7 protein-coding genes are annotated in these 13,563 nt (G+C 44.5%); all 7 read right to left on the bottom strand.

The genetic code is table 11. The annotated features are described in order from the left end of the window. Positions 1–225: 225 nt before the first annotated feature. Entirely contained in the window at positions 226–2,292 is a 2,067-nt protein-coding gene (locus HMPREF0106_RS22215; RefSeq protein WP_009038893.1) for an alpha-galactosidase, read from the bottom strand. A 7-nt stretch (positions 2,293–2,299) separates the two neighbouring features. After that, positions 2,300–4,168 carry an FAD-dependent oxidoreductase gene (locus HMPREF0106_RS22220; protein WP_009038892.1) on the bottom strand — a complete coding sequence of 623 codons (1,869 nt, stop codon included), beginning with the start codon at positions 4,166–4,168 and terminating at the stop codon, positions 2,300–2,302. Positions 4,169–4,221: 53 nt separating this feature from the next. Further along, the gene (locus HMPREF0106_RS22225) at positions 4,222–5,334 is read right to left on the bottom strand and encodes a glycoside hydrolase family 105 protein (protein WP_008023255.1); all 1,113 of its coding nucleotides are present in this window, start codon (positions 5,332–5,334) and stop codon (positions 4,222–4,224) included. 29 nt (positions 5,335–5,363) lie between these two features. After that, complete coding sequence (locus HMPREF0106_RS22230) at positions 5,364–7,817, bottom strand: beta-glucosidase (RefSeq protein ID WP_009038891.1); 2,454 nt, start codon at positions 7,815–7,817, stop codon at positions 5,364–5,366. 79 nt (positions 7,818–7,896) lie between these two features. Next, complete coding sequence (locus tag HMPREF0106_RS22235) at positions 7,897–10,104, bottom strand: glycoside hydrolase family 3 N-terminal domain-containing protein (RefSeq protein ID WP_009038890.1); 2,208 nt, start codon at positions 10,102–10,104, stop codon at positions 7,897–7,899. A 223-nt stretch (positions 10,105–10,327) separates the two neighbouring features. Further along, positions 10,328–11,977 (bottom strand): hypothetical protein, encoded by a 1,650-nt coding sequence (locus HMPREF0106_RS22240; RefSeq protein WP_004317162.1) that lies wholly within the window; start codon positions 11,975–11,977, stop codon positions 10,328–10,330. A gap of 11 nt (positions 11,978–11,988) precedes the next feature. Next, entirely contained in the window at positions 11,989–13,551 is a 1,563-nt protein-coding gene (locus HMPREF0106_RS22245) for a hypothetical protein (protein WP_032850974.1), read from the bottom strand. Positions 13,552–13,563 lie beyond the last annotated feature (12 nt).

The following is a 13,563-nucleotide window of genomic DNA, read 5'->3' as shown; positions in this document are numbered from 1 at the left end:
TTTTATTTCATTTGTCATTGCTATATTAATATTCCATTTATCAGCTATTAATACCCATTGTCTCAACTATTAATACCTATCCGCCCAACTATTAATACCTGACAACTCAACTATTAACATCCAACAACAGAGATATTAATGCTCCTCTTCACACATCATAACACTCTGCGAATCAGAAGTTAACACATCATTTGTGATTAGCGTAAAATGCAGATAGCCGCCTTTTTATGGTTTTACTTCGTATTGATAGAGTGCAAAAGAGTTCTTGTCATTTAGCTCGAAACTTACTCTACCCTGTGCGACGACTTTTGCAGCAAACTTCTTGCCACTTCCCATCACAGGAGTAAAAGTAACTTTCTTACCCTCAGGAAGCCAAGTGTCAATAGTCCCCCTGGCTTGCTCATTATCTTCGCGGTAAACCACAAGATAGCCTTGCGTGCCGGAGACGGTCGATTGGAATCCTGTCCACGAACGTCCCGAAGGTTCTTCACCAATAGGCAGTATGACGCCTTGATGAAACCGGAGTTGCAAAGGTTGGTATTTCTTGAGTAGAGATGCCGTAATATAAGCCTCTTCGGGCAGGTTCGAAGCTTCCATCCAAGCCAATGGCTGTGCCGCCAAGGTGATGGCAAAGAGGTAATCGAAACTGTAACGGGCGGGGGCAAAAGGGTCGGCAGCGTCATACTTGTCGGCATTGCGCCATTTATTAAGGAACTCTATCTGCATCTTCTCCGCCGGTACATAGCGAGACAGCATCCAGAGGTTGCGCAAGGTGCGATAAGGGTAATAGTTGCCCCAATCGGTATAGCGGTTTTCCAGAAAGATGTTGCCGTACTCGTTCATATAGTGATACCCGCCGCGACGACCGGCAGTGGCATCGAGGTTGAAAATCACTTCATAGTTGGTTTGCTCCAACACGGTATCAAACAGTCGGCGTAGATTCTGTTCGGCTGTCTTGGTAGGTATCTGCAGGCCGTCTATCTTAAAACAGCAGATGCCGTACTTCTTATAAAGTCCGATAATGGCTTGCGCATCTTTTTGCCAATCGGCAAAATCATTCTGTATGCTGGGATTGAACCATAATCCGATGCGAATACCCAATTTCTTGCCTTTCTCTACAATAGGTTTCAGCCCATGAGGGAACTTTGTGGGGTTGGGCGTCCAGTAATCGCCACTTTTCCAGATATCCTTAAAACTACCTCCGGCAGTCTTCGAGTTAGGGCTTTTTCCGCTCTGCCAGCCATCGTCCAGTTGAAAGAGGGTGATGCCCATGCGTGCGGCACGGTCTAGTTCTGCCAGACAGAAAGCCTCATCTATTTTGGCATCCTGGCTACGGTCGCCCCAGGTATTGAGCATAATCATCTCATCCTGTGCGGCGGTGTGATGGCGCAGTTGTTTCTGATAGAGGCGCAAGGCAGTAAGCGCTTCTTGCTCGCTGCCGGTATAGATGCCGGTAACGCATCCATAAACGCGGGTCCAGCTATCCGGCTTTACATCATGAGACGCAATGCCCAGCCCCACTACCATAAAATCACTAAAGTCCGCCACGAAGTCAGAACCCGGATAATGTAATTGGGTACTGCTGCTAGGAGCCTCTTTCAAAAAAAAGAAGCCTTGACGCGTAACTACGTCATGAGCAAAAAGCAAATTACCACGATACGTATTGCGACGGTAAGGAAGCCAGGTACGCCCGGCCACCAGATTGTCGTTCCAATCGGTGTAGTCGAAAAACTCTATTGTGCGGGCACTCCAATGATTGCCGGATAGTTGCAACCTGTCGAGCGTGGGAGTTTTCACCCCCGTAGCCATATCGGCCGTGTGCTCTATATTTTTGCGGTCGGCGTTAGAACGGTTATCCTCCTTATTCTGATAAAGTTCCACTTGCCCTTTCAGATAGGTGTCGCAAGCAATGGCGGGACAGTCTGCATAAATGCGATAGCGACGCTCTATATTCAGCGAACCGATAGTGCAAGCCACGGTAGCCTGCAAATAACTGGCGTGGATGCCGTTCGTCGGTATCTCGTTCACGGTGAATGTGGCGTCCGTAGGGATACCTTTCACAATCGAGAAATCGGGTTGTTTGCCCTGTACCGGAATGTTTTTTCCGTGTTGCTTGTCAGTAAGGCTGATGGTAACAGGCGCACCGTTATTCCACAGCATGGCGCGTTCCATATAGTTATTGCCTATACGTAGCGTGTCACCTTTCAGAAAAGCGTAATACTGTTGTCCTCCCCAAAGCGGCAAGGTACATATTGCCGATAGAAATATCGTGATAATATTTTTTTTGCTCATAGTTTGTCTACGGTTTGATGTAAGCTCCCGGAACTTCCAACAATTTGTTGGGTTCGTTGAAGCGTTGGTTATCGGGCACATCGCGTTTGCCCAGACCCGCTTGCATAAGTTGCTTCAGTTCCGACAGGTGATGATGATAGATGTCGCGCGGCTCTACACGATGCTTGTGGCAGAGTCCGGCTGCCATACCTACTACTTCACCCATCATGCCGGTAGTACGCATCACACGTACCGTACCCAAAGCTACATGGGTGCAGCTCATATTGCGACCTGCCATAAAGAGGTTGTCCACATTACGCGAATAGAGACAGCGATAGGGAACGGCATAAGGATGAATCCAACGATGCACCGTAGCCGACTTGAATTCATTGCCGGGAAAGCGGACACTGTTCACGCTGTCGGGGAAGTGAAGGTCGATACTCCAAGTTGTGGTAAACGAAGCATCCTCGTGCGCCACATTCTTGTCTATATCGTCCTGTGACAGTACGTAGTCGCCCAAGAGACGGCGTGATTCACGTTTGCCTGAAACATACGCCACCCAGTCGAGGGAACGGTTGGCGTACTTCTTATGGTCTTTATAGTGATTCTTCAGATAGCTCCAGTTGGAATATATCACCAAAAGTCCATAGTCGCGTACACGTTCAGCTTCGCTGACTTGATTGCGGTTCATACCTGTTTCCCATTTCCACTCGCCCATGGTTACAGGCTCACAGTTTTCAGCGTCAAAGCGCACGCCATATTCAAAATGAGGGAATGAGGTTTTCTTCTTCATATCCTTACTATACCATTGTATAGAAGCCCCCATCACCAATGAGTCGGGTTGCTCGGGAGCAAGGCTCTCGCCATATTCATCGCGACCTTCACGCCCCATAGCCCAATCGGCACCGGCTAAATAGCCTATGGTAGCATCACCTGTGCAGTCGCTAAAGAGAGGAGCAGTAAGTTCAGTTTGTTCGCCCGTCTCGATGTGCTGGATAGTGACTGACGCAATGCGGTCTCCTTGCATCTTCACGGCTACCGCACGCTGAGAGGCATAAAGAGTAATGTTCTTTTCGGCATCTATGAAGTCTTCTTTCTTCTGGTCTTCGTAGTAGTCACCCGGTTGGGCATTGCCGGAACGCTCATGGCCAAACTCACGTATCATACGACCCAATCCCTGATTAGGCCCCATTTCGATGATACCGCCGAGATGTACACGAATCTCCGACGAGTTATTGCCGCCCAATACAGGACGGTCGTTCACTAGTGCTACCTTACAACCTAATCGGGCGGCCGATGCGGCAGCACACATTCCGGCTATTCCCCCTCCTACTACCACAAAGTCGTATTGATGAGCGGGCACCGTCTGTTGTTGTCGCAGGCGGGTACGAAGTGCCGCTGTCTCTGCCGCATCCCAGATAGCGGGCTGCGTGTTCGCATCGGTCGTAAGGTAAATGGCATCGCAACGACCATCGAAACCGGTGAGGTCTTTCAGGGCAAGGGTGGTAGTCCCTGCTTTCAATACTGTCTTTCCGGCAAATTGCCATTGCCAAGAATTACCTGTATGTCCTAATGTAGCTTTCAGCAATTTGCCGCCTAAAGCCAGGCGGAATTTTCCGGGACCTTCGGCATCGGTCCAAGGTGAAGTCCAGTTGTAAGTACGGGCATATACGTAGTAAGTGCCCGCCTGGGGAATGTTGATTTCTGCCGTAGCATCCGCCACAGGGATGCCCATGCCATGTGCCATGAGATAGGGCGAATCCATTTGATCCATGAACTGCTGGTCGAGCACCCAGCCGCCTCGCTGGCTGAAACTTTCAGCTTCGATGAGCAGTTCTTCGGCTACAGCCACAAGGCTACAAGCTACGGCTATGCATGTCAATAAGAATTTTTTCATCACAGTACAGCGTTTTTATGATTATTGTCTACTATCCTCACAGAGGGAACAGATTATCTCGCCATTTTGTAAATTTCATTGCCTGCCATCAAAAAAGCACCAACTCCATAAACTTCCGTCATGTCACGAGTCACTTTCTTCGGGTCGGCACCGATTTGCTGCACATAACCCAGTTTCCCATTCGGTTCCACAGCCGAGACTAATGCATTCCAGCCTTTTATCATTACAGGAAGATAAATTTCCTTATCCAATAAACCTTCGTTTATTCCATAAGCAATGGAATAGACAATGAAAGTAGTGCAACTCGTTTCCGGTGATGGATAAGAGGCAGGATCCAAAAGACTGGCATGCCAGAAACCGTCCGGATGCTGCAATCCGGCAACACGTGTAGCCAGTTTTACAAATAATTCCTCATAGAATTTGCGGTTCTTATCTTTCTTGGGCAGTTCCTTTAATATTTCAACCAGACCACCAAGCACCCAACCGTTGCCACGTCCCCAAAAGACTTTCTTACCATTGGCTTCGCGCTTATCAAAATAACGCCAGTCACGGTAGAACAAGTTTTCTTCTTTATCGAACAAGTAATCATAAGTCGCTTTATACTCACGATTCATAAATTTGATATATTTTTTCTCTCCGGTCAGCATATATAGTTTGGCATATACAGGGGGAGCCATAAAGAGAGCATCACACCAAGTCCAACGTTCCAAGGTCTTTAAGTCTCCCTCCACCAGCTTGAAACTGCCTTCGGAGGGATGATTGACAATCCATTCCGTACGGGCGAGCGTAGGGATAATCATTGCTTCGTCTTTGTACTTGCGGTATAAATCCAAAAAGGACTGTGATACGGCGATGTCATCAGCATGGTAAAACCGTTTGTCCGGCTGCCAGCAATTCCGTCGGCCTATACGGGTAAGCCACTTATAATATGTATCATCATTGTCTTCTTTTTCAGCTAATTCCGCCCAATCCACCATGCCGACATAAAGAGCGCCTTGCGGCCAGTTCAAGTCGTCATGTTCAGGAGCGGGATGTGGATTGGCAATCTGCCAATCCGCCACCTTTCGCATAATAGACTTTATTTCTGCTTTTTGAAAAGGAATCTCTGTTGCCATTATAAAAACGGAACATAACAGAGACGCTCCCAATAAAAGTGTTTTTTTCATTCTATATTTATTTGTTTATCATTCGGTCATTACAGTTCAACTGTAGCCTTTAAAGGCAATTGACTGGAAGCAGGCCCGACTAAGATCTCAAAGTCTCCTTTTTCCACTACAAAGCGGTGTTGATTCATATCGTAAAAAGAGAATGCATCCTCATCCAGCACAACAGAAACCCGCTTCTTCTCCCCTTTCTTCAAGAATACCTTTTCATATCCTTTCAGTTCTTTCAACGGACGGGGAACAGAAGACTGTATATCATGCACATACACCTGTGCCACTTCCGAAGCATCCATCTTACCTGTATTCTCTATATCAAAGCTAACGGTAACCTGATGCTCACCCGTTTTCTCTGCAGCCATATTACTATAAGCGAAAGTAGTATAGGACAAACCGTAGCCAAACGGATAGAAAGGTTCTTTTCCCGAACGGTCGTATCCACGATAACCGACAAAGACACCTTCGGAATAGTCTACACGCTTAATCTCCGCCTTTAAGTTCTCGTAATAACTGCCGTGCACCGGATTATCTTCCCATTTCCGCTCGATAGAAATCGGTAGCTTTCCACTTGGAGAAATCTTACCGGTCAGGATTTCAGCTATCGCCTGGCCGCCTTCCTGTCCCGGATACCAGGCCATAAGAATCGCTTTTGCGGCATCATACCAGTTGGTGAAATCCACACCGCCACCGGCGTTCAGCACAACCACAACATTGGGATGCATGGACGCAATCTTCTTGATAAACAATTCCTGATAGCGGAGCAAGGCAAACGGACGGTCAAAGCCTTCGCCTTCGGTATTACTATTGAAACCTGTGCAGAACACAACATTATCCACCTTTGCCAATCCTTGACGAAGTTTCGCCTCATTAAGGCTATAAGCATTAAAACGAATGATGGCCGAAGAAATATTATCAAAGAATTCAATCCGGAAACGATATTCCTTACCACCCTCAACCGGCAGTTCAACTTCACGGCTAGAGTAGGAATGATTTCCCCAATCTCCCGTAATATGCTTGTCATTCACAAACAGACGATAACCGTCATCACCACCGATATGAAGTTTCAACTGACCGTCAGTTTGTGGCATGTAGCAGGCTGTCCAACGGACAGAGAATCCATCTGTCGGAAAGCCGTCCAAAGGTGCTCCATATCCCCAGTCATAATCAACAGAGGATTCCGTGCGTATTACTTCAGGCTGGCCCGAAAGAGTCTTGTTTTTAAAGTATTCAGCTTTGAAGCCTTTCATCTGACGATTAGCATCAGTATAAAACTCATGGACAATATCTTCATAAATCACATCATCCGTCAATAGTAACAGATTCTTTTTCTTCAATTCCTTCAAGCCTTGAGCCACTGAGACGGTAGAAAAAGGAGTGACAAACCCACTACCGCCACCGGTAGGAATCAAATTTGCATTAGGCCCCATCACGGCTGTCTTTCCTTTCAGCGGGAGCAAGTTTCCTTCATTCTTCAACAGGACTACACCCTCGCGCGCCAGTTCTAAAGCTGTCTGGCGGGAGAAAGGATTATCCTCTGCGATGTTGCTGTCTTTCTGTTCCTTATCCAGCATACCATAAGCAATCAGAGTTTGCAGGATGTGTTGTACTTTCAGGTTGATGGTTTCTTCTGTCACTGTGCCAGTCTTGATAGCAGGCAACAGATTCTCCAAATTCATAAAACGTCCTTTCGGCATTTCGAGGTCAAGTCCGGCGTTAGCAGCGCCTACGGCGGAATATACGGAAGTCCAGTCAGACATCAGAATACCTTTGAAGCCCCAAAGATTGCGCAAGACATCAATATTCAGCCATTTATGTTCGGTGGCATGGACACCGTTCAACAGATTGTAGCTGTTCATTACGGCGCCGACATTGGCTTCCTGTACTGCTTTCCGGAAAGCCGGGAAATAGATTTCCTGCAAAGTACGCTCGTCTATGTCAGAGCTGGCATGGTGGCGGCTCCATTCCTGGTTGTTGGCAGCAAAGTGTTTGATTGTAGCAATGACTCCTTCCGATTGTACTCCCAGGATATATTGTTTCGCCGTTTCACCTGTCAAGTAAGGGTCTTCACCGAAGTATTCAAAGTTACGGCCGCACAACGGAGCACGATAGATATTCACGCCCGGACCCAACAGGATATTAACTCCTCTTGCCTTGGCATCCTGTCCCAAGCCTTGCCCTAACTTATAAAGTAATTCCCGGTTCCAAGTAGAAGCGGAAAGTATTCCGGAAGGATATAAAGTGCTCTTGGGAGCATGATTACGAATTCCCTGCGGCCCGTCAGCCAACTTGATTTCAGGTATTCCCAAACGGGGAATGGCACGCAGAGAAAAACTGGTATATCCGGAGATATACTCTATTTTCTCTTGCAAAGTCATTTTTGATACAATGTCCTTCGCACGTTGTTCGGCTTGGGGAGTGATTGTTTGTGCACAGGTTAATATGCTCCATGCAAGCATACATAAACCTATGCCTCCTATTTTCTTTTTCATGGTGATTCTGTGTTAATATAATATGTGTAAAAAACCAACTTAGCTATCAGCTCTTCACACACTTTTGTTCTTTACATTTTTAGTCTATCAGTTCTATTTTAACGGTCTGTCCTTGTACCAGAATATGATATTCGCCGGCTTCAAGGAAGCGTTTACCATCCTCATTGACAAAACCGAAATCACGTTCCAGATCGATGTCGAAACGGAAAGTCTTCGTTTCGCCGGCTTTGATAAGTTGTTTCTCAAAGTGTCTCAGTTCTTTCACCGGACGGGTGATAGAGCAATAAGGATCGGAGATAAACCAATGAACAGTCTCTGCTCCGTCGCGAGAACCGGTGTTGGTGACAGTCACTTCTGCCGACAGTTTATCGCCGCGCTTCACCTTAGTAGCAGAAGGGGTAACAGTGCCATACTTAAATTCGGTATAACTTAATCCATGCCCGAACGGATATAACGGATCGCTTGTTATATCTTTATAAAATCCCTGATGTCCGCGTCCGCTCTTGCGGCGATTATAATAAATAGGAATTTGTCCTGTGGAGTAAGGGAACGTCATGGCTAGTTTACCGGAAGGGTTGATACGTCCGGATAAAATTCCTGCCATTGAACGCGCACCATTTATACCCGGTTGCCATATCTCCAATATAGCATCACAAAGAGGTTCCATGCGATTTAACTCCAAGGGACGTCCATTAGAAAGCACCAATATAACAGGTTTACCAGCCTCCTTTAGTTCTTTCACCAATTCTTCCTGAATCTGTGGCAAAGCAATCGTAGAACGGGAAGCATTCTCACCACTCCAGGTAAGCATCTCGCCCAAACAAACAATGACTACATCAGACCAACGAGCAACGTCCAATGCGCCAGCAAAACCTGAACGGTCATTGCCCTGCGGTTTGCATCCCATTGCATAACGTAATTCGGCGTCTCCTCCAAACTCGGCAGTCAACCCATCATAGAGCATTTCCACATCCGTATCTTTTCCATGTCCGCACCAGGAACCCAATAAGTCCCAACCATTTTTTGCCATTGGACCTACTACGGCAATCTTTTTTTTGTTTGTAAGTGGTAATATCTGATTGTCATTTTTCAACAACACCATTGATTCTGCTGCCAGTTGAGCGGCCACAGCCATACTTTGCGGACGGAAAAAACGATCCTTCTCATTAGTAACCGGAGTATAAGGACGTTCGAACAAACCCAGACAGAATTTTACACGCAATACCCGACGAACTGATTCGTCAACTTGTGCCATTGTTACCTTACCTTCCTCTACAAGCTCTTTCAGATGACGATCGTAGGCATGAGACATCATATCCATTTCAAGCCCCGCATTAAAAGCATACTGAGCAGCATCTTTCTTTGTAGCGGCTAATCCCTGATTCTTTAACTGTTCCACAGCCCCCCAGTCAGACACAATGAACCCGTCATGTTTCCAGCGTTTCTTTAATATCTCAGTCATGATATAAGGATTAGCTGACCCGGGTACTCCACTGATGTCATTGAAAGAACTCATCAAAGTGGCCGCACCAGCTTTCACTCCCATCTCATAGGGCAGTAGATAAGTATCCCAAAGAGTTTGAGCTGAAATTTCGGTATAAACATAATCTCGCCCAGCCTCCGAAGCACCATAACCTACATAGTGTTTCAGACAAGCAGCCATACGGTTCTCTGCTGACATATCATCTCCCTGATACCCACGCACCGAAGCAGCGGCAAACACTCCATTTGTATAAGGATCTTCACCATATCCTTCGGCTACACGTCCCCATCGAGGATCACGTGCCACGTCGATCATGGGAGAAAAAGTCCAATCAACCCCAGACATGCGGGCTTCTTGTGCAGATACCGCACATGCCTGTTCTACCAATCCCGGATTCCATGAACAGGCCTGCCCCAACGAAATAGGATATATGGTGCGAAAACCATGAATAGCATCGTAGCCAAAAATGATGGGAATGCCCAAACGAGATTCTTCCATCGCTTTTTTCTGCATACTATTACGCAACTCTGGATTTATATCAAAGTAAATCAAAGAACCAATCTCTGACGGTACTTTTTTCACTTCTTCGCCAACATTATTCACATTGTTATTTCGTCCCAATGTATATTGGTTTAGCTGCAAAACCTTTTCCTCCAATGTCATACGCGATATTAAATCATCAATACGTTTTTCAATTGGAGCTTTGGCATCCTTATACAAAGGAATACTCTTTTTATCTTTTGACGAAAGAGAATGTGTGACTCCCAATAGGCACAATCCCAAAATCAAAACTTTTTTTCTCATCAATGTTTTCGTCAGTTAATTATTATTTCTAGTTTTCAGATGTATATCAGGCAATACGTAAGCAGATACTTATTCCAGCCATTCCATGCACTTATCATTTAGCTAAGTACCAGATACTTACAATCAGTTCATTGGAGATATATGCCCAACGAACCGGAGAACTATGACCTGCCAATACATTCATTTCCAACAATTAATGTATCTCGTAGCAATTGACTATGACTTACCGAGCGGTAACTTCAAATAATTTCAACCATCCGGCAGATGTTACATTGTTCTTCACAGCAAGGTGAATTCCAATCTCATTCTGCTTTGCCGTGTCAACAATACCAACAGCCCACATGTATTTACCTGCCTCCACGCCTTCAACCCGGGTTGTAAACGTATATGATTTAGCCGTACCTTTCACCCAATCACAAGCTTCCGGTTCTCCATCAACAAATACATACTTCGGTTTATCATTCTTGATGTCCAATAAAGCAAAAGCCACTTTATATTTATTCTTCCACTGGGGAATATTCGTCGGACAATATCCCCAACCAAAATTATTCCAACGGTGCGCTATTTCAATCTGTTTACCATTAGAGATAGTTGTAGGCAAAGAAATTCTGTCCGGAAATAAACGGTAGCTTCCTTCTGTACAGAATTGTTTAACTAATTGGAAAGCTTCATTAAACCATGAATAAGTTTCTCCATTGCGAAAGTCTGAATTATAGCGTAAATCCATCATATTGACGCAGGCTGTTTTAGCCTCATCAAACTCACCCTGACGTACTTCTGCATAATTGGCATATCCATCTCCCTGAATCGAGTTTCCATGAGAATTTTTCACCCAGCCACCTTCCATTACTACAGGAACGAGATACTTCCACTTGGCTATAAAATTGCGTTCCCAAGTAGAATAATAAGTTTTCATACCAAACGCATCGTGACGTAATGAATATCCTTTAGCTACTGCTTTTCCTATTAATCTTTCAGTATCTTTATCATAGTTATTGCCATCCCATTCTTTACTTGTACCTATCCAACGATGATAATTTACAAACACAGGAACTTTATCAAATACTTGAGAATATAAATCTGTCACCCAATCGAAAACAGCCTCACGAGTCGGCAGCTCCGGTTTTCCCAACTCACGCACCTGATAGTACCATACACTATGATACTCTCCCCATTTTCCAAATCCTGAACCACTTACAAACTGTACTTTGTCGGGATCATTAAAATCCTTAGCCAAAGCCCTGATAAATTTCTCATAATATTTCTGGAAAATAGGATCATCCGGATAGGGAGACCATACTTTTACTGAACCTGTTTGTGTTTCATATCCTTTCGCGCCAGCCTCTTTTACAAAATTCGGAGTAAAATTATAGTGCTTATCACGGCTATCCACCACAAAAGTAAAGGCCAATTTCATATTTCTTTGCTTAGCTCCCTCTATCAACATCTTCAGTCGCTTAGCCGAAGGGGTATCACAATCGGAGTTCCATGCATATTTTCCTTCTTCAGGATTAAAATCAGCCCAGGCACCACGAAGGTATAAGGTATTTGCATAATCAGAGACCTTTACAGTGCCTTCCGATGACGGAAAATTATCATAATCCTGCCAGAATGTGGAAGATAAACCATCACCAATACCCGCATATAATACCCATCCGGAAAGAGGATTATGCAAAATGATATTTCGATTCTGCTTTACCGTGACAATGCTGTTTCCAGGAATAGAAGTATCTTCTACCAAACCATCATCACCATTACCACCTCCTTCTTCATCATTATCACTGCCGCAAGCGACTAATGATATAGCCATAGAAAAAATAAGCCCACAACTTATTTTTCTCAAACTGCACATATTTTGAAAATTAATCTTCATACCTATAGCTCTTATTTTTTTATGCTTACTTTCGACAATTTTAACCAGCCCGAATCCAATATATCCCCTTTGGCGGCAATGTCCAGCCCTATGAGATCTTTATTACTCCGGTCAACCAGGCCCACAGCCCAAACATAAGTACCCGTTTCAACTTTGGACATATCCGGCTCAAATACATATTCAGCGGGACTTCCTTTTATCCACTTGGATAAATCTGTATTCGTATCCACAAATGTATATCGCACCTCATTCGTTTCAGAATCGAGCAAAGCGAAAGCTACTTTATATTTTTGATTCCATTGCGGAATATTAGTAGGACAGTACCCCCATCCCATATTGTTCCAGCAATGTTTAATAGTCGGAGTTGTTTTTTTAGAGACTTCTAACGGTAAAGAGATCTCACTGGGGTAGAGCCTATACCCGCCTTCCCGAAGGAATCGGCGTACTAAATCAAAAGCATCTTTAAACCAAGACTCTGTATCGCCAAAACGGAAATCCATCATATTGACATGTGCCTCTTTGCTGTCATCAAACTCACCGCGTCTTACGTCCTCGTGTGAATCCTTGCGATATCCTCTAGGATCCTGCCAATAACTATGTGATTTGACAATCCAGCCACCTTCCATAATAATGGGGCAGATATTACGATATTTTTTTGCGAACCTACGCTCCCAACTGCCATAATAGGTTGTCATGCCAAATGCATCATGACGCAATGAATATCCTTTCTTGATTGCTTCTTCCAACATTTCTTCACTGTCAGCAGCAAAATGTTCATCATCTACCCAATCTTTTCCCGCACCAATCCATCTATGGTAGTTAATTACTACTGGAACTTTATCAAAAGCTTGAGAATATATATCTGTCACCCAATCAAAAACTGCTTTCTTTGGAGTATCATCACCTGTTGAATAAATCATTGTATGATATTCTCCCCATTTCCCAAGTCCGAATCCATCTATAAATTCAACTTTCGAAGGATCGTTGAAATCTTTAGCCAGGGCCTTCACAAATTTAGTATAGTACTTCTGAAAAACTGAATCGTCAGAATAAGGTGACCATTTACCTTTATTCATAAATCCTTTTGCACCGGCATCTTTTACAAATTGAGGAGTAAATTCTGTTCTCTTATCACGACTGTCAACTACAACACGAAATGCCAAACGCATATTCCGCTGATAAGCTCCTTCAATATATGCTCTTAAATTAGAATCTATTTTCCAACCATATACATCTTCCTGTGGATTAAAATCTGTCCAACTAGCGCGAATATAAAGCGTATGAGCATAATCTGTCACACTAACATTGTGTCCCAGTTCAGGAATATACATATGGTCATACTGTGCCCAAAAATCCGCAGCATCCACTCCCATACTTGCATAGAGCACCCATCCTGTAAGCGGGTTATGAAGAATACGCAAAGAATCAGGCTGAATCGTAACTATGTTATTCTCCGGTAGTTCCTTATCAAATGAAACGGCTGAAATCTCGTCTCCGAAAACAGGAGATAAAAGGAACATAAACAGACAAAGAGACACAATTACTCTATAATAACTAATCTTTCTTATAACCATACTACTAATTGT

The organism is Bacteroides sp. D22 (genome assembly GCF_000163675.1).
Lineage (GTDB): Bacteria > Bacteroidota > Bacteroidia > Bacteroidales > Bacteroidaceae > Bacteroides > Bacteroides xylanisolvens.
The sequence above is the reverse complement of the archived record's forward strand: the minus strand, read 5'-3'. Positions and strand labels throughout refer to the sequence as shown.

Excerpts from the sequence above, each read along its gene's own strand:
- HMPREF0106_RS22220 (WP_009038892.1), bottom strand. The coding sequence starts at position 4,168 with ATGAAAAAATTCTTATTGACATGCATAGCCGTAGCTTGTAGCCTTGTG.
- HMPREF0106_RS22235 (WP_009038890.1), bottom strand. The coding sequence starts at position 10,104 with ATGAGAAAAAAAGTTTTGATTTTGGGATTGTGCCTATTGGGAGTCACA.
- HMPREF0106_RS22225 (WP_008023255.1), bottom strand. The coding sequence starts at position 5,334 with ATGAAAAAAACACTTTTATTGGGAGCGTCTCTGTTATGTTCCGTTTTT.
- HMPREF0106_RS22245 (WP_032850974.1), bottom strand. The coding sequence starts at position 13,551 with ATGGTTATAAGAAAGATTAGTTATTATAGAGTAATTGTGTCTCTTTGT.
- HMPREF0106_RS22240 (WP_004317162.1), bottom strand. The coding sequence starts at position 11,977 with ATGAAGATTAATTTTCAAAATATGTGCAGTTTGAGAAAAATAAGTTGT.
- HMPREF0106_RS22215 (WP_009038893.1), bottom strand. The coding sequence starts at position 2,292 with ATGAGCAAAAAAAATATTATCACGATATTTCTATCGGCAATATGTACC.
- HMPREF0106_RS22230 (WP_009038891.1), bottom strand. The coding sequence starts at position 7,817 with ATGAAAAAGAAAATAGGAGGCATAGGTTTATGTATGCTTGCATGGAGC.